The sequence below is a fragment of the Leucobacter iarius genome, from assembly GCF_039530105.1.
Lineage (GTDB): Bacteria > Actinomycetota > Actinomycetes > Actinomycetales > Microbacteriaceae > Leucobacter > Leucobacter iarius.
This window is the reverse complement of the sequence record NZ_BAAAOB010000003.1, coordinates 280929-303470: the sequence shown is the minus strand read 5'-3', so window position 1 is coordinate 303470 and position 22542 is coordinate 280929. Positions and strand designations below refer to the sequence as shown.

General features: G+C 72.2%; 19 protein-coding genes and 1 pseudogene. 7 read left to right on the top strand and 13 right to left on the bottom strand.

Annotated elements, in window-relative coordinates; all coding sequences use genetic code 11:
- The first annotated feature begins 11 nt into the window (after positions 1 to 11).
- From ABD169_RS13030 to ABD169_RS13020, 3 genes and pseudogenes are all read left to right on the top strand, one after another.
- Positions 12 to 1199 (top strand): alcohol dehydrogenase catalytic domain-containing protein, encoded by a 1188-nt coding sequence (locus tag ABD169_RS13030; RefSeq protein WP_425560972.1) that lies wholly within the window; start codon positions 12 to 14, stop codon positions 1197 to 1199.
- Positions 1196 to 2755: a flavin-containing monooxygenase gene (locus ABD169_RS13025; protein WP_344032855.1), complete on the top strand. Its 1560-nt coding sequence runs from the start codon at positions 1196 to 1198 to the stop codon at positions 2753 to 2755. Before ABD169_RS13030 ends, ABD169_RS13025 begins: the two co-directional genes overlap by 4 nt.
- Positions 2752 to 3636 (top strand): annotated as a pseudogene (locus tag ABD169_RS13020) (alpha/beta hydrolase); the annotation flags it as partial. The gene ABD169_RS13025 and the pseudogene ABD169_RS13020, both read left to right, overlap by 4 nt.
- Positions 3637 to 3711: 75 nt before the next feature.
- Here ABD169_RS13020 and ABD169_RS13015 read toward each other — a convergent pair.
- From ABD169_RS13015 to ABD169_RS13005, 3 genes are all read right to left on the bottom strand, one after another.
- Positions 3712 to 5034, bottom strand: a complete 1323-nt coding sequence (locus tag ABD169_RS13015) for an MFS transporter (RefSeq protein ID WP_344032853.1) — start codon at positions 5032 to 5034, stop codon at positions 3712 to 3714.
- Position 5035: 1 nt separating this feature from the next.
- Complete coding sequence (locus tag ABD169_RS13010; protein ID WP_344032851.1) at positions 5036 to 5647, bottom strand: winged helix-turn-helix domain-containing protein; 612 nt, start codon at positions 5645 to 5647, stop codon at positions 5036 to 5038.
- A gap of 66 nt (positions 5648 to 5713) precedes the next feature.
- Positions 5714 to 6304 (bottom strand): MarR family winged helix-turn-helix transcriptional regulator, encoded by a 591-nt coding sequence (locus ABD169_RS13005; protein WP_344032849.1) that lies wholly within the window; start codon positions 6302 to 6304, stop codon positions 5714 to 5716.
- A gap of 88 nt (positions 6305 to 6392) precedes the next feature.
- On the opposite strand from ABD169_RS13005, the gene ABD169_RS13000 reads away from it, so the two are divergent.
- Positions 6393 to 8588, top strand: coding sequence for an MMPL family transporter (locus ABD169_RS13000; protein WP_344032847.1), 2196 nt, complete (start codon positions 6393 to 6395; stop codon positions 8586 to 8588).
- A complete protein-coding gene (locus tag ABD169_RS12995; protein WP_344032845.1) occupies positions 8585 to 9484 on the top strand; it encodes a TIGR01777 family oxidoreductase in 900 nt (299 codons plus the stop codon). Before ABD169_RS13000 ends, ABD169_RS12995 begins: the two co-directional genes overlap by 4 nt.
- Here the strand turns inward: ABD169_RS12995 and ABD169_RS12990 are convergent.
- Genes ABD169_RS12990 through ABD169_RS12980 form a run of 3 tightly spaced genes read right to left on the bottom strand, consistent with a single transcriptional unit; the run spans position 9481 to position 12075 of the window.
- Complete coding sequence (locus ABD169_RS12990; RefSeq protein WP_344032844.1) at positions 9481 to 10845, bottom strand: cryptochrome/photolyase family protein; 1365 nt, start codon at positions 10843 to 10845, stop codon at positions 9481 to 9483. The genes ABD169_RS12995 and ABD169_RS12990 overlap by 4 nt on opposite strands.
- A gap of 4 nt (positions 10846 to 10849) precedes the next feature.
- Positions 10850 to 11125 (bottom strand): excalibur calcium-binding domain-containing protein, encoded by a 276-nt coding sequence (locus tag ABD169_RS12985; protein WP_344032842.1) that lies wholly within the window; start codon positions 11123 to 11125, stop codon positions 10850 to 10852.
- Complete coding sequence (locus ABD169_RS12980) at positions 11122 to 12075, bottom strand: EamA family transporter (RefSeq protein ID WP_344032840.1); 954 nt, start codon at positions 12073 to 12075, stop codon at positions 11122 to 11124. Before ABD169_RS12980 ends, ABD169_RS12985 begins: the two co-directional genes overlap by 4 nt.
- Before the next feature lie 104 nt (positions 12076 to 12179).
- On the opposite strand from ABD169_RS12980, the gene ABD169_RS12975 reads away from it, so the two are divergent.
- Entirely contained in the window at positions 12180 to 12830 is a 651-nt protein-coding gene (locus tag ABD169_RS12975) for a LysE family translocator (RefSeq protein ID WP_344032838.1), read from the top strand.
- 30 nt (positions 12831 to 12860) lie between these two features.
- Here ABD169_RS12975 and ABD169_RS12970 read toward each other — a convergent pair whose 3' ends face one another.
- The 7 genes from ABD169_RS12970 to rplS form a co-directional block, all read right to left on the bottom strand.
- The gene (locus tag ABD169_RS12970) at positions 12861 to 15878 is read right to left on the bottom strand and encodes an aminotransferase (protein ID WP_344032836.1); all 3018 of its coding nucleotides are present in this window, start codon (positions 15876 to 15878) and stop codon (positions 12861 to 12863) included.
- Positions 15878 to 16483 (bottom strand): non-canonical purine NTP pyrophosphatase, encoded by a 606-nt coding sequence (locus tag ABD169_RS12965; RefSeq protein ID WP_344032834.1) that lies wholly within the window; start codon positions 16481 to 16483, stop codon positions 15878 to 15880. The genes ABD169_RS12970 and ABD169_RS12965 overlap by 1 nt, the downstream gene beginning before the upstream one ends.
- Positions 16480 to 17250 carry a ribonuclease PH gene (rph, locus tag ABD169_RS12960; protein WP_344032832.1) on the bottom strand — a complete coding sequence of 257 codons (771 nt, stop codon included), beginning with the start codon at positions 17248 to 17250 and terminating at the stop codon, positions 16480 to 16482. The genes ABD169_RS12965 and rph overlap by 4 nt, the downstream gene beginning before the upstream one ends.
- 151 nt (positions 17251 to 17401) lie before the next feature.
- Entirely contained in the window at positions 17402 to 18235 is an 834-nt protein-coding gene (murI, locus tag ABD169_RS12955; protein WP_344032830.1) for a glutamate racemase, read from the bottom strand.
- Positions 18236 to 18275: 40 nt separating this feature from the next.
- The gene (locus tag ABD169_RS12950) at positions 18276 to 18917 is read right to left on the bottom strand and encodes a ribonuclease HII (protein ID WP_344032828.1); all 642 of its coding nucleotides are present in this window, start codon (positions 18915 to 18917) and stop codon (positions 18276 to 18278) included.
- A 3-nt stretch (positions 18918 to 18920) separates the two neighbouring features.
- A complete protein-coding gene (gene lepB, locus ABD169_RS12945) occupies positions 18921 to 19658 on the bottom strand; it encodes a signal peptidase I (RefSeq protein WP_344032826.1) in 738 nt (245 codons plus the stop codon).
- A 137-nt stretch (positions 19659 to 19795) separates the two neighbouring features.
- Entirely contained in the window at positions 19796 to 20143 is a 348-nt protein-coding gene (gene rplS, locus ABD169_RS12940) for a 50S ribosomal protein L19 (RefSeq protein ID WP_046454561.1), read from the bottom strand.
- 266 nt (positions 20144 to 20409) lie between these two features.
- Here rplS and ABD169_RS12935 point away from each other — a divergent pair, with 266 nt between their 5' ends.
- Positions 20410 to 22530, top strand: coding sequence for a RecQ family ATP-dependent DNA helicase (locus ABD169_RS12935; RefSeq protein WP_344032823.1), 2121 nt, complete (start codon positions 20410 to 20412; stop codon positions 22528 to 22530).
- Positions 22531 to 22542: the final 12 nt, after the last annotated feature.

Sequence of the window (22542 nt, the reverse complement as noted above, 5' to 3'; positions counted from 1 at the left end):
AGAAGGACCCCGTGGACGAACGCGCACCACGCCTCCCATCCCCGATCCGCGCACGCGGTGCGGTACTCGAGACCACGAGCGCACCGCGCCCGTTCTCCGAGTCGAGGCCGCTCACGGTCTCCGACGTCGAGCTCGCACCGCCGGGCGCGGGCGAAGTGCTCGTCGAGATCGAAGCCGCCGGCATCTGCCACTCCGACCTGTCCGTGCTGCTCGGCGTGCGCCCGCGCCCCGTGCCGATGCTGCTCGGTCACGAGGCCGCCGGCCGGATCGCCAGCATCGGCGCTGAGGTCCGAGGCGTCGCCGTCGGCGACCGCGTCACCATGACGTTCATGCCGCGCTGCGGAGCATGCGCGGGCTGCGCGACCGACGGGAAGATGCCGTGCGTCGCCGGCACCGCTGCCAACGGCGCGGGCGAGCTGCTGCGCGGCGGCCGCCGGATCTCGCGCGACGGGCGTGCCGTTCACCACCATCTGGGCGTATCGGGATTCGCCACGCGGGCCGTCGTGGACGCCCGCACCGTCGTCCCGGTACCCGACGACGTGCCGGCCCCCGTGGCGGCGCTGCTCGGCTGCGCAGTGCTGACCGGCGGCGGCGCGCTCCTCAACGCGGCACCGCCCCGCCCCGGGCAGTCGGTCGCCGTGGTCGGCCTCGGCGGGGTCGGACTCGCCGCGGTGCTGACCGCGCGGGCGCTCGGCGTCGAACGGATCGTCGGCGTCGACGCCGATCCCGGCAAACTCGAGACCGCGCTCGCGCTCGGCGCGACGGAGGCCTACGGATCTGCCGAGGCCGAGGCGACGCGGATCCGCGCGGACATCGTCGTGGAAGCCGCGGGGCACGAACGGGCCTTCGAGACGGCGATCGCGCTGACCGCTCCGGGCGGCACCACCGTGACGGTGGGGCTTCCCGCGCCGGACGCGGTCTCGCGCGTGCGTCCCCAGACCGTCACGGCCGAGGCCCGCACCATCGTCGGAAGCTATCTCGGCTCCGCGGTCCCCGCACGCGACATCCCCCGCTACGTCGAGCTCTGGCGTCGCGGGCTCCTGAACGTCGAGGGCCTCATCTCGGGCGCGCTGCCGCTCGAGCGGATCAACGAGGGCATGGACGCCCTCGCCGAGGGTCGCGCGCTCCGCCAGATCATCACCTTCGAGCGACCATCACCCGCCCACGTACCGACCGAATCCCCGAGGACCGCATCATGACCGCCATCCACTCACCCGCAGCCGCGCCGTCGGACCGCGAGGGCGCCCGCGAGCGGATACTCGACGCCGTGATCATCGGCGCCGGCTACGGCGGACTCGGCGCCGCTGCGCAACTCACCCGTGCAGGATTCCGCGACTTCGCGATCCTCGAGCGCGCCGACCGCATCGGCGGCGTCTGGCGCGACAACACCTACCCGGGCGCCGCCTGCGACACCCAGTCGGTGATCTACTGCTACACCTACTTCCCGCACCTCGAGGCGACCCGCATGTACAGCGAGCAGCCCGAGCTGCTCGGGTATCTGGAGGCCCTCGCCACCGAGTTCGAGCTGGTCGACCGCATCCGCTTCGACTCCGAGGCGATCCGCGCCGAGTGGAACGACGACGCGGCGCTGTGGGAGGTCGCGACGAAGTCGGGCGAGCGCTTCCGCTCGCGGATCCTCGTGCCGGCGTGGGGCCAGCTCGGTACGCCGCACATCCCCGAGTTCCCCGGCCTCGACCGCTTCGAGGGCCGCGCCTTCCACTCCGCCGAGTGGGACCACCGGATCGATCTGTCGGGTCTGAGCGTCGCGAGCATCGGCAATGCGGCGAGCGCGGTGCAGTACGTGCCGGAGGTGGCGAAGGAGGCTGGGTATCTCGGAGTCTTCCAGCGCAGCGCGAACTACCTGTTCCCGCGGGGCCAGGAGGTCTTCAGCGCGGAGCGCCGTGCCGAATTCCGAGAGCATCCGGAGACGTTCGAGGCGATGCGTCGCGAGATCCACGAGATGCGCGAAGCCGGGTTCGAGCGCGTGCGGCACGCGACCGCCGCGCAGTCGGCCGGCGTCGCCGACGCGATGGCGCACCTCGAGCGCCAGATCGTCGACCCCGAGCTGCGCGCTCGGCTGACTCCCGATTACGAGTTCGGTTGCAAGCGGATCCTGCGATCGGACGACTACTACCCGGCGCTGAACCGCGACAGCGTCGAGCTCATCACCGAGGGGATCGCCGAATTCACGCCCGAGGGGATCCGCACCGCGGACGGTCGGGAGCGCCGCTTCGACGTCGTGATCTTCGGGACCGGGTTCCGCAGCCAGGCGTTCCACGCGGGGATGGCGGTCGTGGGGCTCGGTGGAGTCACCCTCGACGAGCGCTGGGGCGACGCTCCCGAGGCGTACTTCGGGATGAGCGTCGACGGGTTTCCCAACATGTTCATGGTGTTCGGCCCGAACACCAACCTGAACCACAACTCCATCGTGACGATGATGGAGGTGCAGCACGAGTTCATCGTCGAGTCGCTCCGCCGGCTCCACGGGATCCGGCGTCCGGTGCTGGACGTGCGGGCCGACGCGGTCGCCGAGCACAACGACTACGTGCAGGGCGAGCTGCAGCGCTCCGCATACTCCTCGGACTGCTCGTCCTGGTACAAGAACGCGGCCGGTCGGGTCGTGAACAACTGGTACGGCACCGTCGAGGAGTACCGGAGCGCGGTGGCGGCTATCGAGCCGAAAGCGTTCGGGCTGCCCGACTGGCCCGAGCGCGCGACGGGCGACGGGGCGGACCCGTCGGCGGCGCCGCGATGATCCCGCTCTCCGAGGTCGCCGAGGATGCGCGCCGGATGATCGCGGAGTTCCGCGCAGCGGGATCGGTGTCGTTCCAGGATCGCCCGGTCACGGAGGCCCGCTCGGAATACCGGTCGGCCTGCCGCGCGAACGGCGTCGAGTCCCGTGGCGTCCAGACTGGGTTCGGGGTCCGGATCGCGGGCGTACCCTGCCGGGTCTATCGCCCCTCGGTGTCCCGGCGGATCGCGGCCGCACCGGAGGAACCCGGTGGCGCGCTGCTCTTCCTGCACGGCGGCGGATGGGTGATCGGGGACCTTGAGTCGCACGATCCCCTGTGCCGTGCGCTCGCGACCGGCACGGGCTGCACGGTCATCGCGGTCGACTACCGTCGAGCGCCCGAGCATCCGTTCCCCGCTGCGCACGAGGACGCGATCGCCGTCGCCGCAGCGCTGCTCGACGGGGCGCAGTTCGGCGCGGACGGACGACCGCTGGTCGACCCGTCGCGGATCGCGCTCGTCGGGGACAGCGCGGGCGGCAATCTCGCGGCCTGGATAGCGGGTGAAGCCGCACGGGGTCGCTTCGCCCACCGTCCGCTCGCCCAGGTGCTCTTCTACCCGGTGGTGGATCTCTCGTGCTCCCGGGCATCGTACGCGCGGATCACGGAAGGATTCCCGCTGACCGCCGCCTCGATGCGCTGGTTCGCCGCCCAGTACGTTCCGCGGTCGGAGGATCGTGGTCGGCGGGAGCTCAGCCCACTGCTGCACGAGCTCGTGCCGGATCAGGCGCCGTCGTTCATCGCCACCGTCGGGCTGGATCCGCTGGCCGACGAGGGCGTCGCGTACGCGCTCGCCCTCGCCGATGCCGGCGCGCGGGTCGAGCACCACCATCTGCCCCGCCACGCGCACGGGCTGATGACCTCGGCGGGGCGGATCGGGAGCGGCCGCTGGCTGCTCGACCGCGCGTGCGCCTTCCTCGGATCACGCCTCCGCGATGAGCGCGACGTTCCCGCGACCCCGGTGTCGCTCCCAGCGCTCCCGCCGGTCCCGTCCGAGCGCGGGGAGGTAGCAGAGCGCACCCAGCAGACTGAACGCACCGGCGACGACGGTCGCCGTCGCGGCTGAGGTGGAAGCGGCGAACCCGGTGAGCACGAGCAGGCCGATGCTGTACGCCCCGCCCGAGATCATCGAGTTGAGCGAGAGCACGGTCGCGCGCGTCGCGCGGCCGGCTTCCCGGTGCAGGAGCGCCGCGTGCACCGGTCCGCCCGAACCGTGGGCGAGATAGGTGAGACCGTAGGCGATGAGGATGCCGATCACCCCCGCCGAGAGCCCCATCCACACGACGAACACCCCGTTGAGAAGTCGGCTGAGGATCGCCGTCCAGGCCGGTCCGAGGACCGCGGAGAGGCGCTCGGCGAGGATCGATCCCACCGCGTACAGTCCCCACGCGGCGGCCGATGCCGGGCCGAACACCGCGGCCGCGTCCTGCTCGCTCCCGAGCAGTTGCTCCAGCTGCAGCGGTGTCAAGGTCTCGAACGCGATCATCGCGACCGACCAGAAGACCTCGACCAGCAGCAGCCCCGCGAGGATGCGGGACCGGAGGGCAAGTCGCGCGCCCTCCGCGATCGCGCGGGGCGCGTCGCGCAACGTGCGCAACGCGGCGGCCAGCGGACGCTTCGGTATCCGACCCGAGGCGGAAGAGTCGCGGAGGCCCGGCCCCGGGGCGTCGCGCACCAGCGCCAGCACCAGCACGACGTATCCGGTGTAGCAAAGGATCGCGAGCAGCAACGGGGGCACGAGCGCGGACCAGGCGGGGATCGGGTGCCAGGCGATGAGCCCGCCACCGAGGAGCGCGCCGATCGCGATGCCGCCCCCGAGCGCCGCACCCGCCCGACCCAACGGCCGGGCGAGGTTCGCGTCCTGGTCGTGCGCGTGGGCGGTGTCGACGAACCAGGATTCGAGCGCGCCGGAGTCGAGCGCGCGGAACACGCCCTGCAGCAGCAGCGACAGCGCGAACATGCCCCAGGAATCCGCGAGCAGGAAGAGCGTGCTCGCGGTGATCGCGAGCACGCCCGAGGCCACGAGCACGGGCCGGCGGCCGATCGTGTCGGAGAGGGCGCCGGTCGGGAGTTCGAGCGCGAGGACGACGAAGCCCTGGATCGCGAGCAGGCCTCCGATCTCGGGGACCGTCAGTCCGCGTTCCAGCGGGAGCAGCACGGTGACGCCCAGCACGAATCCGACCGGCAGCCAGCGCAACCCGGTGAGCAGGATCAGGCGGCGCTCAGCCGCCGCGACCGGGTTCATCTCAGTCCTCGCTCGCGCTGCCGCCCTCGACGGCGACCGGCGGGCTCGGATCGATGGGCATCGTCTGCTCGACGAAGTGCAGACGACGAGCGCCGGGATCGCCTTCGCCAGCCGTCCGGTACTTCTCGAGGAGCGTGTCGAGCTCCGCACGGAAGGCCGCGAGCTGTGCGGACGTGACGACCAGGAGCGAGTCGCCCTGGCCGAGGAGGTCGACCCACTCGGCCGGCCATTCGGGCTCGGCGTCGAGCCATTGCTCGGCCCGCACTGCGAACTGCCGCACGTAATCGCGCCGCAGCCATCCGAGTGCGGCCTGCGCGTCGTCGTCGCCCGCGAAATCGGAGTTGGTCCAGGAGTGCGACTCGGTGCTCGCCGCCCACAGGCGCCGACGGCCGGCGCCCTCCCCCGTGTCGGCGACCAGTCCGACCGCTTCGAGCGCGCGCAGGTGGTAGCTCGTGGCGCCCGAGTTGGTGCCGAGCGTCTCGGCGAGCCGGGTCGCCGTCGCGGGCCCGTGCAGTCGGAGTTCGCCCAGCAGTCGGGAACGGAGCGGATGCGCGAGGACGCGGACCGCGCGCTCGTCGAGGTGCAGGTCGCGATGGATCTCGGATGCGGTCATACCCCCGATCCTCGCATGCACACTTTCTATGCACAAGTATTGTGCATAGCGATCACGCTCCCCCGATCACGCCCCACCCTCCTCGCTTCCCGCCCAGTCCGCTCCGTCGAGCGAGAGCTCCGACGCCATGTCGTCGAGGAATCGGATCACGGTCTCGCGCTCCTCGCCCGTGAGTCGGGCGGCCGCGTGGAAGCGCTTCGCCTGCTGACGCCCGACCGTCTGCATGGCCGAGACCTCCGTCTCGCGCGTCACCTCGATCGCGAACGCGCGCCGATCGGCCGGGTGCACGTTGCGCACGACGTGCCCGCCGCGCTCCAGTCGGTTCAGCAGTTTGGTGGTCGAGGCCGCCGAGATGCCGAGATGGGCCGCCAGCATGCCGGGGGTCGCCAGCTCGGCACGGTTCTTGGCGACGATCAGATAGTGGAGCGCCCGCATATCCTGCGCGCTCAGCCGCATGTACTTCTGCGACGCATCCGAGACCTGCTGCTCGACGTCGCGCAGCGCGGAGAGCGAGCCCATGAGCCGCCCGATCTGCGCCACGGCCTCGGGCGACAGCCCGGAACGATCCACGAGCTCGCTGCGCGGATCGCTCGAGTCGACCTCGTAGAGGTTCGCGGCGATCGGGTCGGGGACTCCCCCGCCGGGTGCTTCGGGCATGGCGTCATCCTAGTGTTGCGCTGCTGCGACCTTCAGATTAAATTACACCCAGGGAAACTATCAACCGCGAGTTATTGATTCAGTGGAGATGATCCGAGTGCCGCAGACGCCCGCAACCCCACCCCGATCGACGCGACGCGTGCCCACCTGGCTCCGCGTCCTGATCCCCGCGCTGCTCATCCTGGTCTGGTTCGCGGGGGCCGGCGTCGGCGGGCCCTACTTCGGCAAGGTCGGCGAGGTCTCCTCGAACGACCAGACCGCCTACCTCCCGTCGTCGGCCGATGCGACGAAGGTGCAGGGCATGCTCGGCGACTTCACCGACTCCCGGGCGATCCCCGCGGTCGTGGTGTTCTCCTCGGACGCGAAGCTGAGCGGTCCGCAGCTACAGCAGCTGCGGACCGCGGTCGAAGTGCTGAGCGATATCTCCGGGGTCGAGGACGGTGTCTCGCCCCTGATCCCCTCGGAGGACGGCAGGGCCGCCGAAGCCTTCGTGCCGATCGATACCTCGGTCAAGGTGAGCACCACCGTCGACGCCGTCGCCGAGCGGCTCGCGCAGAAGGCGCCGGACGGGGTGGCCTCGCACGTCACCGGCCCCGCGGGCTTCACCGCCGACCTCGTCGAGGCCTTCTCCGGCATCGACGGGATCCTGCTGCTCGTCGCACTGCTGGCGGTATTCGTGATCCTGATCGTGGTCTACCGCTCGCTCCTGCTGCCCGTCGCGGTGCTCGCCACCAGCCTGTTCGCACTCACGGTCGCACTCCTGTGCGTCTGGTGGCTCGCGAAGAGCGGCGCCCTGCTGCTCAGCGGGCAGACCCAGGGCATCCTCTTCATCCTCGTGATCGGCGCGGCGACCGACTACTCGCTGCTCTACGTCTCCCGCTACCGCGAGGCGCTGCGCGTCGAACAGGACACGTGGACCGCGACCTTCCGCGCGCTCCGCGGATCCTGGGAGCCGATCGTCGCCTCGGGCGGCACGGTCATCGCGGGGCTCCTCTGCCTGCTGCTCAGCGACCTGAAGTCGAACAGCGCGCTCGGCCCCGTCGCCTCCATCGGCATCGTGTTCGCGATGCTCTCGGCGCTCACGCTCCTGCCCGCGATCCTGTTCGCCTTCGGCCGGGCGGCCTTCTGGCCGAAGCGGCCGCACTTCGAGCCCGAGGCCGTCGCGGCCGAGGACGGCGTGCCCTCGCGCGGGGTCTGGGCGAAGCTCGGAGGGCTCATCCGGCGCCGCCCGCGCGCGATCTGGATCACGACCGCCCTACTGCTGCTCGCGGGCGCGGCGGGTGTGACCCAGCTGCAGGCGCAGGGGGTCTCGCAGTCCGACCTCGTGCTCACGGCGTCGAGCGCGCGCGATGGGCAGCGCGTGCTCGGCGAGCACTTCCCGGGCGGCTCGGGCAGCCCCGTCTCGGTCGTCGTCCCGGCCGGCGAGCTGCGGACCGCCGCCGATGCGATGCTCGCGAGCCCGGGCATCGATGGCGTGACGGTCGCGACCAAGGATTCCCCCTCAGGCTCGGCGACGGTCACCGCCGACAGGATCGTGGCGCAGGGACCACCCGGCACCGCCGCGCCCGCGCCCACCGAGGTCGACGGCCGCGTGCTGCTGCAGGGGACCCTGACGAGCGCCGCCGACTCGGATACCGCCGAGCGCACCGTGCGCGAGCTGCGCACGGCCTTCGCGTCCGACGGCACCCGCGCGCTCGTCGGCGGCGTCACCGCGACGGCGATCGACACGAACGACGCGTCGGTGCACGATCGCACGCTCATCATCCCGGTCGTGCTCGCGGTGATCCTCGTGATCCTGATGTTGTTGCTCCGCTCGATCGTCGCCCCGGTGCTGCTCGTCCTCACCACGGTGCTCTCGTTCGGCACGGCGCTCGGCGTCTCGGCGCTCGTGTTCGACGGGATCTTCCGGTTCCCCGGCGCGGACCCCGCGGTGCCGCTCTACGGATTCGTGTTCCTGGTCGCGCTCGGCATCGACTACAACATCTTCCTGGCGACTCGCGTGCGCGAGGAGTCGCGCCTGCACGGCACCCGCGAGGGCGTGATCCGCGGACTGTCCGCGACGGGCGGCGTCATCACCTCGGCCGGCCTCGTGCTCGCCGCGACCTTCGCCGCGCTCTCGGTGATCCCGATCCTGTTCCTCGTGCAGATCGCGTTCATCGTCGCCTTCGGCGTGCTGCTCGACACCTTCCTGGTCCGGGCCTTCCTCGTCCCCGCGCTGATATTCGACATCGGGCGCCCGATATGGTGGCCCTCGAAGCTGAGCCGAACGGAGGACCCGCGATGAGCGAGCAGCCGATCATCGTCTCCGGCGCGTCCGGACTCATCGGGCGAGCGCTCGCCGACTCGCTCCGCGCCGACGGGATCCCCGTGATCCGACTCGTGCGGCGCACGGTCCGAACCGGCGACGAGATCCAGTGGGCGCCCGGATCCGCGCCGCTCGACCCCGATGTCCTCGCGGGCGCTCGCGCCGTCGTGAACCTCAACGGCGCGAGCATCGGCCGGCTGCCGTGGACCGCGTCGCGCAAGCGCGAGCTGCTGAGCTCCCGCCTGGACCCGACCCGCACCCTTGCCGCGGCGATCCGTCGCCTGGGCGGCGAGGCGCCGCAGTTCGTCTCGGCCTCGGCCGTCGGCTTCTACGGCACCGCGCCGGGAGAGCGGCTCGCCGAAGGAAGCGCGGCGGGCACCACGTTCCTGGCGGATCTCACCGCTTCGTGGGAAGCCGCGGCGCTCGAGGCCGGCCCCGAAGCCCGCGTCGCGCTCCTGCGCACGGCTCCCCTGCTGCACCCCGACGGAGTGCTGAAGCCGCTCATCGCTCTGACCCGCGCGGGCCTCGGCGGCCCGCTCGGCGGAGGCGATCAGGCCTGGCCCTGGATCTCGCTGCGGGACGAGGTCGCCGCGATCCGGCACATCATCGACCGCGAGCTCACCGGTCCCGTGAACCTGAGCGGGCCCGAGATCGCCTCCGCCAACGGCATCGGCCGGGCCGTGGCGTCCGCACTGCACCGCCCGTTCCTGATGCCGGCACCGCGGTGGGCCCTGCGTCTTGCCCTCGGGCGCGACGCGGCCGACTCCCTGCTGCTCGCCGACGCGGCGGTGGTACCCGCCGCGCTCGAGGAGTCCGGCTTCGTCTTCGCGCACCGCACGGCCGAGGAGGCCGTCGCGGCCGCGATCGGTGACTAGTCCGCGCCCGTCTCGCGGGTGCGGGGTGCGCCCGAGATCTCGTCGAAGGCGGCGAGCGCGCGCAGGCGGCTGGCGCGCAGATCGACGAGTTCCGGTACGAGCAGGCTGTCGGGCGCCCAGCGGTCGACGTACCGGCCGTCGGGGTCGAAGCGGCGCTGCTGGGTCTGGGGGTTGAAGATGCGGAAGTAGGGAGCGGCGTCGAGCCCGCATCCGGCGACCCACTGCCAGTTGAACGGGTTGCTCGCGGCATCGGCGTCGACGAGGGTGTCCCAGAACCAGCGCTCGCCCGCCCGCCAGTCGATCAGCAGGTTCTTGGTGAGGAACGACGCCGCGGCCATGCGCACGCGGTTGTGCATGAAGCCGGCCTCCCAGAGTTCGCGCATGCCGGCGTCGACGAGCGGGAAGCCGGTGCGGCCCCGCTGCCAGGCGACGAGGTCGTCGGCGGATTCCTCGGACGAGCGCCAGGGGAAGGCGTCGAAGCGCGCGTCGATGCCGCGCAGGTGCATGCCGCCCGCGTGGAACAGGGTGTGCCAGGCGAACTCCCGCCAGCCGAGCTCCGAGAGGAAGGTGCCCGTGTCCGCCCCCGATGCGATGGCCTGATGCCAGACCGCTCGCGGGCTGATCTCGCCCCAGCGCAGGTGCGGCGAGAGCTCCGAGGTCGCGGGCTTCGCCGGGAAGTCGCGCCCCTCGGCGTATCCGGCCGCCCGCTCCTCGAGGAATCGATCGAGCGCTTCCCGCGCGGCGCGCTCGCCGGGCTCCCAGCGGGCGGCGAGCCCGTCGGCCCAGTCGGGATCGGTCGGACGGAGGTCCCAGTCGTCGAGCGCATCGCTCCGCGGCCGGCGCGGGGCGGGGATCCACCGAGCGGGCGGATCGAGCGGCGCCGCGGGCTCGGGAGCCGCGGCGCAGGCGCGCCAGAAGGCCGAGTAGACGCGGTAGGGTCGTCCCTCGCCGTTCAGGATCGTGCCGGGCTCGTGCAGCACTCCGCCGACGAAGGATCGCGCGTCGATTCCCGCACGGCGGAGCGACCCCCTCAGCTCGGCGTCCGCGTGGCGCTCCTCGCCGTACCTCCGGTTCCAGACGACCCGGGTGATCCCGCACTCCGCCACGACATCGGGGATCACCGCTGAGGCGGCTCCTCGGCGCAGCACCAGCGGCACGCCACGGTCGGCGAGTTCGCGCTGCAGCGCCGCGAGCGATCCGTGCAGCCACCAGCGCGCCGCGCCGCCCAGCGGCCGCGCTCCGGGGGTCTGCTCGTCGAGCACGAAGAGCAGGACCATCCCCTCCGGGTCTTCGGCGGCCGCCGCGAGCGCCGGATGATCGGCGGTGCGGAGGTCGTCCCGGAACCAGACGAGCGTGGTCACGGGTCTACTTCTTCTCGCAGGCCACGCCGTCCTTGTCGCCGTCGAGGTGCCGGTTGGCGGTGTAGAGCGCGGTGTCGATCTTGAAGGTCGTGACGGGCTTGGTCTTCCCCTTCACCCGGTCCTTTGCGCCCTTCTTGCCCACGCCGTGCTTGTACGCCTTGTTGAGGGCGGTGCAGTTCTTGTAGCGCGCCGGAGCGGCTTCGGCCGGTGCGGCGGCCAGCGGCGTCAGCGAGACGGCGAGCGCGCCGGCGGCGACCACGGCGAGGAGGCGATGCTTCATGCGTCAACCATATCGGTGTCCGGCTTGCGTTCGCGCACGACTTCCCCGATCTTCACCCCGATGACCCCGAGCACGATCAGCGCCGCGCCGAGCCACTGCGCAGGCGACGGGATCACCGCGAGCAGCACGATGGTCCAGAAGATGCCGAAGAGCGCCTCCGAGTAACCGGTGAAGCTCGCGACCATCGCGCCGAGCCTGCGGGAGGCGGCGACCCCGAGGATGTACGAGAGCACCGTCGAGATGAGCACCATTCCCGCGACCGCGACCCAGGGCGGCAGGTCGACCCCGCCGATCACCGCGGGTGCGGAGGTCACCGCGAACGGCAGCAGCCCGACCGAGCTGACGACGATGAGCACGATCGAGCCGATCCCGAGCCCCAGGCCGACGAACGGCAGGGGCGGGATCCCGTGATCCGCCGATGCCCCGGTCGCGTAGTAGGCGGCGTTGCCGACCGCGGCGATCAGCGCGAACAGGATCCCGAGCGGATTCAACGAGCCGCCGGTCACGACGCCCGAGATCGCGACGAGCCCGAGCACCGCGACCCCCGCGCCGGCGAGCGTGATCCCGCTCGGTGCCACCCGGGTCCGCGCCCAGCTCCAGAGCATGAGCACGACCGGGCCGAGGAACTCGATCAGCAGCGCGAGGCTCGGCGGGATGAACTGCACCGCCAGGAAGAACGCCAGCTGGCAGCCGGCCACCGCGAGCAGGCCGAAGAGCAGGAGCGGGCGCCACGCGGCGCTCACGAGGCTCCAGCGGCCGCGCAGCACCAGCACCGTCGGCACCGCGAGCACGAGGGCCGCGAGCGTGATCCGTGCGGTCACGGCGGCCCCGGCGGACCACCCGGCGGAGAGCAGCGCGCTCGCGAAGATGCCCGAGAGCGCGAAACTCGCCGCCGACCCGACCGCGAGCAGGAACCCCGCCGCGGGAAGACCCCGCCCCGCACCAGTCACCGCTGCCTCCCGCCGCATCATCGCGCCGGTCGTGCGGCGTCGCCTGCTCCGAGCCTATCGCCGCGACGGCGCGGCACGCGATTCCGGCCTGGCAGGATGGAGGGATGCCCGCAACCGCCCTGACCGCAGCCGACTGGCTCGCCCTCGCGGCGGCGTGGATCGCGGCCATCGCGATGCCCGGCCCCGACCTGTTCCTGCTGCTGCGCCTCGGCATCCGGGACCGCTCGGCCGCCCTGCGGGCCGCGATCGGGATCATGCTCGGCAATCTCGCCTGGATCCTGGTCTCCGTGCTGGGTCTCTCGGCGCTGCTCCGGGCGATCCCCTGGGCGCTCCCCGCGCTGCAGGTCGCCGGGTCGGCGGTGCTGATCTGGATCGGCGTGCAGAGCATCCGCGCCGGGCTGCGCGACCTCCGGGATCCGGCCGCGGCGCAGACCGCGGGCGCCCCGAGCACCCGACCGCTCCGCCTGGGCCTCATCACCAACCTGTCGAATCCCAAGGCCCTGCTGTTCTTCACCGCGCTGTTCTCGCAGATGCTGCCGCCCGAGGCGAGCTGGTGGGATCGCGGCGCCATCGTCGCACTGCTCGTGCTGATCGGGCTCGCCTGGTTCTGCGGGTTCGCACTCGCGGCATCCGCGCGGCGCTTCCAGAACTGGTTCCGGCGCGCATCGCCGTGGATCGACATGGTCGCGGGCACCGTGTTCGTGCTCGTCGCGGTCGCGATCCTCACCGAGACGGCGCTGGGGCTGCTGCGCTAGCGCATCGCGGTCGCGCAGCAGCCCGGTCGACTACCAGCCCTCGGTGAGCACCCGATCGAGCGCTGCGACGACGAAGTCGGCGCTCTCGGCAGTGAGGCACAGCGGCGGCTTCACCTTGAGCACGTTCGACCGCTCCGAGGTGGTGAGCACGACCACGCCCAGTTCGCGCAGGCGCTCGCAGATCGCGGCGGCCTCGGCGGTCGCCGGTTCGAGCGTCCCGCGGTCGCGCACGAGTTCCACGCCCAGGTAGAGGCCGGTGCCGTGCACCGGTCCGATCAGCGTGTGCCGCCCCGCCAGGGCCTCGAAGCCGAGCCGCAGTCGCTCGCCGACCACGGCCGCGTTCTGCTGCAGCCCCTCGTCGCGCATCGCGTCGAGCACGGCGATGCCGACCCGGCACGAGAGCGGGTTGCCTCCGGCCGACGAGAAGAACTGCCCCTGCGAGGCCAGCGCGTCGGCGATCCGCTGCGAGGTGATGACCCCGCCGATCGGGAACCCGTTGCCCATCGGCTTCGCGATGGTCACGATGTCGGGCACGACGCCCGACTGCTCGAAGCCCCAGAACGTGGATCCCATACGCCCGAAGCCCACCTGCACCTCGTCGGCGATGCAGAGACCGCCCGCGGCGCGCACGCGCGCGTAGGCGTCGGCCAGGTACCCCTCGGGCAGCCGGACCCCGCCGGCGTTGCCCAGCACCGATTCGCAGATGAACCCGGCGGCATCGCGACCCTCGGACGCGAGCACGGCGAGGTCGGTGCCGAGATCCGCCGCGTACCGCGACCCCGTCCCCGGCCCGCGGTACGTGCCGCGGTACTCGTTGGGCACGTCGGCCACGTGCACCCAGTCGGGGCGGGACTCGAGCGCGTACGGGTTGTCGTATGCCGAGGTCGTCACGGCGTCGGACGCCATGGTCCAACCGTGGTAGGCCTCGCGCAGCGACACGATGGTGCGGCGCCCGGTCGCTGCCTGCGCGAGGCGCAGGGCCAGGTCGACCGCCTCGGAGCCGCTGTTGACGAGCAGCACGGTATCGAGCCCGGTGCCCGGAGGCAGCAGCGCGAGCAGCCGTTCGCTGTACTCCGCGAGCTCGCGGTACAGGAACCGCGAGTTGGTGTTGAGGATCCGGATCTGCCGGTTCACCGCGTCTGCGACGCCGGGGTGCCCGTGGCCGAGCCCGGTCACGTTGTTGACCATGTCGATGTACGCGCGGCCGGTGGTGTCGATGAGGTGGTGCCGCCAGCCCCGCTCGATCTGCATCGGGCGCTCGTAGTAGCGCTCCTGCGCGCTCGCGAAGATGCGCGATCGGCGCTCCTGCTCGTCGCTCGACTCGTCCCGCTGACCCAGCTCGGGCAGCGCGAGGAGCCCCGCCGGATCCGGTGCGAGGCGCCGCCAGGCGGGCACGCGCTCGGGCGCGATGAGCTGCGCCGAGGCGAAGTGATCCTCGGTCAACGGGAGCGCATCGGGCCTGCGCAGCCCGACGGTCACCGTGCGCGGCGTCCCGCCGCCGGCGTCGCTCGCCGGGACCGCTCCGATCGCGGTCCCCGCGGTCACGGCTTCGCCGCCGACCACGGTCGGCACGATGCCGCTGATCCCGAGCAGCCAGCCGTCCGCGAGCGCGAAGAGCAGCGCGTCGGGGCCCACTGCGAGCACGGTGCCCGCGGCGGGTGCGATCGCGCGCTGCGCATCCCCCGCAGCGATACGGATCTCGGTGTTCGCGGGCCAGGTGCGCGCGCCGTCGACCGCGTCGATCGCCGTGCGCGTCAGCCGGTAGACGCCGTGCGGCAGCACGGCCGCCGCGGCGCCCGCGCCCAGTGCCGATGCCGCGAGCGAGTCCTCGGCGTCGGCCGCGAGCCAGGCCCCGGCGTCGAGCGATTCCGATTCGACCCCGGGGTCGAGGATCGCGACCTCGCCGAGGAGGTCGGGCAGCAGCGAGCGCAGCCGGAGCGTTCCCGCCGCCGCGGGAGCCGGCGTCGCCAGCAGGCGCAGCTCGGTGCCGTGCGGAGCGCCCAGCAGACCGACCTCGGCGAGCACGAGCTCGGTGGCCTCGACGAGCGGGATCAGCGTCGCGGCGTCGAAGATCGCCTGCTCCCCCGCCACGCGCTCGCGGGCATACTCGTTGCCGCCGTCGATCTCGAGCTGGCGCCAGCCGCTCGCGACGAGCAGCGCCGCGCGCAGCACGACGAGCGGCCAGACCGCCCGGGCCTCCGCCGCGGACAGCTCGGCCCCGCGATGGAACGCCGCGACGGTGCCGAGCACGCGCTCGGGCCGGGCCGGCTCGTGGTGGAGCATGGAGGACGCCGTGACCGCGAGCTCGGCGACCCGCCACCCGAGCGACAGATCGCCCAGATCCAGCACGGTGCCGGGGTGCACCCGGGCGTCGTCGCCCCGGACCCCCATCACGTTGTCGTCGGTCAGATCTCCGTGGATCGCCTGCACCGGCAGCGCATCCGCGACCGCGGCGAGCGCCTCGTGCGCCGCCTGCGCCGCGAGGATCACGCGATCGCGGAGCACGGGATCGGTGATCGCCGGAGCGAGCCGCACGGTCTCGTCGTACGCGACCCGCATGTCCCACATGTGCGGACGGTCGAGACCCGGGTGCTCGAGCGCCTCCAGCGCGCGAACCGACGCCGCGGCGAGCGCGCCGAACTCCTCGAGCACGACGGGCGCGAGGTACCCGGCGTCGACGAGCGGAACCCCGTCGACGAACTCGCTGCGCCGTACGGCGTAGCCGCCCCAGGTCTGCGTGAGCGCGCCGTCGAGTCCGGCGAGCACCGCGGGCACTCGGACGTCCGCCGCCCGGTAGGCGTCGAGCGCGGCGTGCTGGGCGTCGCGGGCCTCCTGACCGAAGATCGGGTTGTCGATCCGCAGCACGCTGCGGGATCCATCGGGATGCGTGAGCAGGTAGTTGCGGTCCTGGTTGCTGCCGAGCTCGACGGCCGCGGCCTCGACGCCGTAGAGCTCGCTCGAGATCCGGGCCGCGTCCTCCGCGCTCACCGCGGGGCGCACCAGCCCGCCGGCCTCATCGCCGACGGGCGCCGTGGGGTCCTGCGTCATCAGTCGGCTCCCGTCACTCGGCTCAGGATCTCGGGCACGAGCGCCGAGAAGGCGCGGGTGCGGTGCGATGCGGCATCCTTCTCGGCCGGCGTGAGCTCCGCGGCCGAGCGGGTCTCGCCCTCGGGACGGAACACGGGATCGTAGCCGAAGCCGCCCGCGCCGGCGGGCGCGCGCAGCACGCTGCCGGGCCAGTTGCCGATCTGCACGGCCTCCTCGCCCGAGGGCAGCGCGAGCGCGGCGGCGCAGACGAACGCCGCGGAGCGGTGCTCGTCCGCCAGGTCGCTGAGCTGCCAGAGCAGCAGGTCGACGTTCGCCGTATCGCTGCGGGCGGGACCGCCCCAGCGCGCCGAGAAGATGCCGGGGCACCCGCCGAGCACCTCGACCGAGATGCCCGAGTCGTCGGCGATGGCGGGGAGCCCGGTGTGCGCGGCCGCGGCACGCGCCTTGATGAGGGCGTTCTCGGCGAAGGTGACCCCGCTCTCGACGGGTTCGGGCCCGTCGTAACCGATCAGCTCGATGCCCGGGATCAGCGGCTCCATGAGCCGCCGCAGCTCCTGCAGCTTGTGCGCGTTGTGGCTCGCCAGCACGACCTGCGCGGGGCTCATGCGCGACGGCCGATCAGCTCGTCGATCCCGGCGATATCGGCCAGTGCCGCGCGCTGGATCGCGCCCAGCTCGGTCGTCGAGACGAGCGCGAGGTCGAGCAGCGCATCGAGCTCGGTGCGCTTGAACGGCGCGCCCTCGGCGGTGCCCTGCACCTCGACGAAGTCGCCGGATCCCGTGACCACCACGTTCATATCGGTCTCGGCCTTCGAGTCCTCGACGTAGGCGAGGTCGCTGAGCGGCACTCCGCCCACGATGCCGACCGAGATCGCCGCGACGCTGTCGGTGAGCGGCTTCGCCTTGCGGGCGATGTGGCCCTGCGCGCGGCCCCAGGCGAGCGCCTCGGCCAGCGCGACGTAGGCTCCCGTGATGGACGCCGTGCGCGTGCCGCCGTCGGCCTGCAGCACGTCGCAGTCGATCACGAGGGTGTTCTCGCCGAGCGCCTTCGTGTCGACGACGGCGCGGAGGCTCCGGCCGATGAGCCGCGAGATCTCGTGGGTGCGCCCGCCGATCCTGCCCTTGACCGACTCGCGCTGCATGCGCTCGTTGGTCGAGCGCGGGAGCATCGCGTACTCGGCCGTGACCCAGCCGGTGCCCTTGCCCATGAGCCAGCGCGGCACGCCGGGAGTGAACGACGCCGTGCACAGCACGCGGGTGTCGCCGAAGGAGATGAGGGCGCTGCCCTCGGCCTGGGCGCTCCACCCGCGCTCGATGGTCACGGGGCGCGTCTGCGCCGGGGTACGTCCGTCGAACCTGATGGTGTCGGTCATGGTGCTCCTTCGGGTGAGGATTCCGGGTGCTCCCGGGATGTCTGCGGGGTCTGGGCGGCGGTCGGGGTGTTCGGCGCCGGGGCCGGTGGGATTCAGCCGGGAGGCTCCTGGGGGGCGGAGCCGGCCCGCTAGGGCAGGCGGAGCCGGCCCGCTAGGGCAGGCGGATCGCGCCCGTGGGCATGCGGTCGACGGCGTCGATGCCGATCCCGATCATGCGGCGCGCCAGCTCGACGAAGCCGGCCGTATCGGCGCCGGTGGCCTCGTAGCGGACGAGCGGCTCGCCCGCGTCCTCCGCGCGGAGCAGACCGCGATCGGTCAGCGTGCGGTACACCTCCGCCGCGGTCTCGACGTCGCTCGAGACGAGGGCGACATCGGGCCCCACGACCTGGCGGATCGCACCGCGGAGGAACGGGTAGTGCGTGCACCCCAGCACGAGCGTGTCGATCTCGCGCTCGAGCAGCGGGGCGAGGTAGCGCTCCGCCACCTCGAGCACCTCTGGTCCACTCGTACGGCCGGCCTCGACCAGCGGGACGAACTCGGGGCACGCCTGCCCCGTCAGCTCGATATCGGGACGCATGCTGAACAGGTCGTCGTACACTCGGGACTGGATGGTGCCCTGCGTCCCGATGAGGCCGACCCGGCCGTTTCGGGTGATGGAGACGGCGCTGCGCACCGTCGGCCCGATCACCTCGACCACCGGGACGTCGTAGCGCTCGTGCGCGTCGCGCAGCATGGCCGCGCTCGCGGTGTTGCAGGCGATCACGAGCATCTTCACACCCTGCGCGACGAGGTCGTCGAGGATCTCGAGCGAGAACCTGCGCACCTCGGCGATGGGACGCGGGCCGTACGGCGTGTTCGCCGTATCGCCCACGTAGATCATCGACTCGTTCGGCAGCTGGTCGCGGATCGCCCGCGCGACGGTGAGCCCGCCGACGCCCGAGTCGAACACGCCGATGGAAGCGTCGTTCTGCAGCACGGAAGTCACGGATCCAGCCTACCGCGCGGGGTGCACGGGGTGCTGGGGCTCAGCGCTTGATCCAGCTCGCCCGATGCAGCTCCGTGAGGCCGTGAGCGGCGATGCCCTCGTAGTGCGCCTTCGCTCCGTAGCCCTTGTTGGAGGCCCAGGCGTAGTGCGGATGCGCCTCGTGCGCCTCCAGCATCAGCGCGTCCCGCGCGACCTTCGCTCGCACGGACGCGGCCGATACCGAGGCGCAGTCCCGGTCGGCGCCCACGCGGGTGCGGACGTCGAGGGGCGCGCGCAGCGCCGGAGTCAGCCAATCGTGCGAGCCGTCGAGCAGGATCACCGCGTCCGTGACGTCGATGCCGCTCTCGTGCAGCGCGAGCAGCGCCCGTCGCGCGGCGGCGCCGAGCATCGCCGTGATGCCGTGCTCGTCGATCTCGAGCGCGGTCGAGAAGCCGACGGCTCCGGGACCGAAGTCGTCGATCCCGGCGGCGATCGCCTCGCGCTTCTTCTGGCTGATCAGCTTGGAGTCCCGGAGCCCCTCGGGAAAGCTCCCGGTGCCCGCACGGACCGCGTGCACGCCGACCGCGACCGGACCGGCGATCGCTCCGCGGCCGACCTCGTCGATGCCGATCACGAGCCGCGCGCCCGCGGCGAACCACTCGCGCTCGAGCTCGAGGGTCGGATCCTTCGAGACCCCGGCCACCGGCTACTGCTTCTGCTTCTGGCGTTCGGTCTCGGCGACGACGCCGGCGAAGGTGTCGGGGTAGTCCCCCAGCCAGGCGAAGCGGTTCAGCGGCCAGTTCAGCACGAACGCGCGGCCGACGACCTCGCTCTCCTTCACGAAGCCCTTGCCCGGGTCCTCCTGGTGGTAGCGGGAATCCCTGCTGCCGTAGCGGTTGTCGCCCATCACCCAGATGGATCCCTCGGGCACCGTGGTCTCGAAGTCCATGCCCGAGGCGCGGGTGTTGCCGTCGCTCAGGAACACGTAGGGCTCCTTGATCGGCACCCCGTTGATGGTGACGAGCCCGTTGGCGTCGCAGCACTTCACACGGTCGCCACCGATGCCGATGACGCGCTTCACCAGGTACTGGTTGCTCGTGTCGGCCGCGAGGCCGACGGTCTGCAGCACCTGTTCGAACGGGGTCGGATCCTTCGCCCCGGTCGGAGTGAGCCACCCGCCCGGATCCTTGAACACCACCACGTCGCCGCGCTTCAGCGGCACCACGTTCGGCACCAGCTGGTTGACGAGCACCCGGTCGTTGACCTCGAGGGTGTGCATCATCGACCCGGAGGGGATGTAGAAGCTGCGCACCAGGAAGGTCTTGAGCAGGAACGAGATGAGGAACGCGACCAGCAGGATGATCACGAGGTCCCGCAGGAAGCCGAAGAGTCCGCCCCGCCGCTGCTTCGCGGACGGTGCATCGTGGATGGCGGCTTCGCTCATGTCAGGCGGCTCCGGAGGTCGGGGTGGATCGGGATGCGTGCACGGTTCTGGCACAGACACTACAGGCTCCCATCCGTTGCCGGAGGGAGCCTGTGAGCGGGGTGTCGGGCGCGGCGCGCACCCGACGGAGTCGCGGCTTAGAAGTCGCGCTTCTCCTTGACCTTGGCCTTCTTGCCGGTGAGGCCGCGCAGGTAGTAGAGCTTCGCACGACGGACGTCACCGCGGGTGACGACCTCGATCTTGTCGATCGCGGGCGAGTGCACGGGGAACTTGCGCTCCACGCCCACCTGGAAGCTGATCTTGCGGACGGTGAAGGTCTCGCGGACGCCCTCGCCGTGGCGGGAGATCACGATGCCCTGGAACACCTGGACACGCGAGCGGTTGCCCTCGACGATGTTGACGTGCACCTTGACGGTGTCGCCGGCGCGGAACTCGGGGATGTCGCTCCGGAGCGACGCGGCATCGACGTGATCGAGCTTCTGCATGATGGTCTCTCTCTGCGGCCGCCGCAAGTCGGGGCGCGGATTCTGAAGATTTGAAAAGATGATGAGTGCTGCACGGTGTGTGCGGACCCTTGCGGCAGTACCGCACCGTGGCACGAGGATCTATTATGCCACAGATCCGGGTGCGGTGTCGCCGGTTGCGAGCTTCGGGTCTCCGTCCGGCTCCCCGACCCGCCCGGGCTCCCGGGTTCGAGCGCGCCTGCGCGCGATCCGGGGCCGATGTCGGCGGCGGCTGACATGATCGAGGCATGAGCCCCGAACTGCAGAGCACCACCGCCGCGTCCACGCACGACGAGGCCCTCGCGCTGCTCCGGCGGCTCACCGGTCGCCCCGACGCGGTCTTCCACGACGGCCAGTTCGAGGCCATCAGCGCGCTCGTCGACGAGCACCGGCGCGCGCTCGTGGTGCAGCGCACCGGCTGGGGCAAGTCCGCGGTCTACTTCGTCGCCACCGCGCTGCTGCGGGCGCGCGGCGCAGGCCCGACCCTGCTCGTCTCACCCCTGCTCGCGCTCATGCGCGACCAGGTCTCTGCGGCCGAACGCGCGGGCGTGCGCGCCGCCGCGATCAACTCGGCCACGGCCGACGAGTGGAGCGAGATCGAGGCGAAGCTCGCGGCCGACGAGCTCGACGTGCTGCTCGTCTCGCCCGAGCGGCTCAACAACCCGCGGTTCCGCGAGCAGCAGCTGCCCGCGCTGCTCGCGCGCATGGGCCTGATGGTCATCGACGAGGCGCACTGCATCTCGGACTGGGGGCACGACTTCCGCCCCGACTACCGCCGCATCGCCGCCCTGCTGGCCGAGCTCGACCGCAGCGTTCCCGTGCTCGCCACCACCGCCACCGCGAACGCCCGCGTGGTCGCCGACGTCGTCGAGCAACTCGGCGACGACGTGCTCACGCTGCGCGGCTCCCTGGCGCGCGCATCGCTCCGGCTCGGTTGCCTCCGGCTCCCCTCCTCGCGCGAGCGTCTCGCGTGGCTCGTCGCGCACCTCTCCGAGCTGCCGGGCAGCGGCATCGTCTACGCGCTCACCGTCTCGGCCGCCGAAGACACCGCGCAGCTGCTGCGCGACGCGGGCCACGCGGTCGCCGCCTACACCGGCCGCACCGACCCCGAGGAACGCGCGCAGCTCGAAACCGCGCTCAAGCGCAACGAGGTGAAGGCGCTCATCGCCACCAGCGCGCTCGGCATGGGCTTCGACAAGCCCGACCTCGGCTTCGTCGTGCACCTGGGGGCGCCCTCCTCCCCCGTCGCGTACTACCAGCAGGTCGGCCGCGCGGGCCGCGCCACCGACCACGCCGACGTGCTGCTCCTGCCCGGCACGGAGGACGCCGAGATCTGGCGCTACTTCGCCACGGCATCCATGCCCGATCCGGAACGCGCGACCGCGGTCATCGCCGCGCTGGGCGACGAACCGCTCTCGACGCCCGCCCTCGAGGCCCGCGTCGACATCCGCCGCACCCAGCTCGAACTGCTGCTCAAGGTGCTCGACGTCGACGGCGCCGTGCGCCGGGTGTCCGGCGGCTGGATCGCGACGGGCGCGCCGTGGCACTACGACGCCGAGCGCTACGCCCGCATCGCGGCCGCGCGCAAGGCCGAGCAGCGTTCGATGCTCGAGTACGAACGCGGCGCGGTCTGCCGCATGGAGCTGCTGCAGCGCGACCTCGACGACCCGAACGCCGCGCAGTGCGGCCGCTGCGATGTCTGCGCCGGCGCCTGGTACCCGAGCGATGTACCGAGCGCCGCCGCCGAACAGGCATCCGGCCGGCTCGCGCTCGTCGGCGTCCCGGTCGAACCGCGCGGGCAGTGGCCCACGGGCACCGACCGACGCGGGCTGCCGGTGCGCGGACGCATCGCCGTCGAGGAGCGTCCCGAGCCGGGCCGCACCATCGCACGGCTCACCGACCTCGGGTGGGGCGGTGCCCTGCGCGAGGTCTTCGCCGCGGGCGCGGTCGACCGTCCCATCGACGAACGTCTGCTGAGCGGCGCGCTCACCGCGCTCCGCGACTGGCCGTGGCAGCAGCGCCCCGTCGGCGTCGTCGCGATGCCGTCGCTGGGACGACCGCAGCTGGTCTCGAGCACCGCCGCGGCGATCGCCGAACGCGGTCGGCTGCCGTTCCTCGGCACGCTCGGCGTCGACCCCTCGATCCCTGTCACGGGCCCGGGCGGCAACAGCGCGTTCCGTCTGGCCTCGGTCTGGAACCGCTTCGACGTCTCCCCCGAACTCGCGCAGACGGTCGCGCAGGCGCCAGGCCCGCTGCTCCTCGTCGACGACCTCATCGACAGCCGCTGGACCATCACGGTCGGCGCCCGGCTGCTCCGCGCGGCGGGCGCCCCTGCGGTCCTCCCGTTCGCGCTCGCCTCGGTCGGCTAGGAGCGGGCAGCG

Bases quoted from the DNA above. Each gene is read 5' to 3' on its own strand.
- ABD169_RS13025 (WP_344032855.1), top strand. From the start codon at position 1,196: ATGACCGCCATCCACTCACCCGCAGCCGCGCCGTCGGACCGCGAGGGC.
- ABD169_RS13015 (WP_344032853.1), bottom strand. From the start codon at position 5,034: ATGAACCCGGTCGCGGCGGCTGAGCGCCGCCTGATCCTGCTCACCGGG.
- ABD169_RS13010 (WP_344032851.1), bottom strand. From the start codon at position 5,647: ATGACCGCATCCGAGATCCATCGCGACCTGCACCTCGACGAGCGCGCG.
- ABD169_RS13005 (WP_344032849.1), bottom strand. From the start codon at position 6,304: ATGCCCGAAGCACCCGGCGGGGGAGTCCCCGACCCGATCGCCGCGAAC.
- ABD169_RS13000 (WP_344032847.1), top strand. From the start codon at position 6,393: ATGATCCGAGTGCCGCAGACGCCCGCAACCCCACCCCGATCGACGCGA.
- ABD169_RS12995 (WP_344032845.1), top strand. From the start codon at position 8,585: ATGAGCGAGCAGCCGATCATCGTCTCCGGCGCGTCCGGACTCATCGGG.
- ABD169_RS12985 (WP_344032842.1), bottom strand. From the start codon at position 11,125: ATGAAGCATCGCCTCCTCGCCGTGGTCGCCGCCGGCGCGCTCGCCGTC.
- ABD169_RS12975 (WP_344032838.1), top strand. From the start codon at position 12,180: ATGCCCGCAACCGCCCTGACCGCAGCCGACTGGCTCGCCCTCGCGGCG.
- ABD169_RS12970 (WP_344032836.1), bottom strand. From the start codon at position 15,878: ATGACGCAGGACCCCACGGCGCCCGTCGGCGATGAGGCCGGCGGGCTG.
- ABD169_RS12965 (WP_344032834.1), bottom strand. From the start codon at position 16,483: ATGAGCCCCGCGCAGGTCGTGCTGGCGAGCCACAACGCGCACAAGCTG.
- rph (WP_344032832.1), bottom strand. From the start codon at position 17,250: ATGACCGACACCATCAGGTTCGACGGACGTACCCCGGCGCAGACGCGC.
- lepB (WP_344032826.1), bottom strand. From the start codon at position 19,658: ATGAGCGAAGCCGCCATCCACGATGCACCGTCCGCGAAGCAGCGGCGG.
- rplS (WP_046454561.1), bottom strand. From the start codon at position 20,143: ATGCAGAAGCTCGATCACGTCGATGCCGCGTCGCTCCGGAGCGACATC.
- ABD169_RS12935 (WP_344032823.1), top strand. From the start codon at position 20,410: ATGAGCCCCGAACTGCAGAGCACCACCGCCGCGTCCACGCACGACGAG.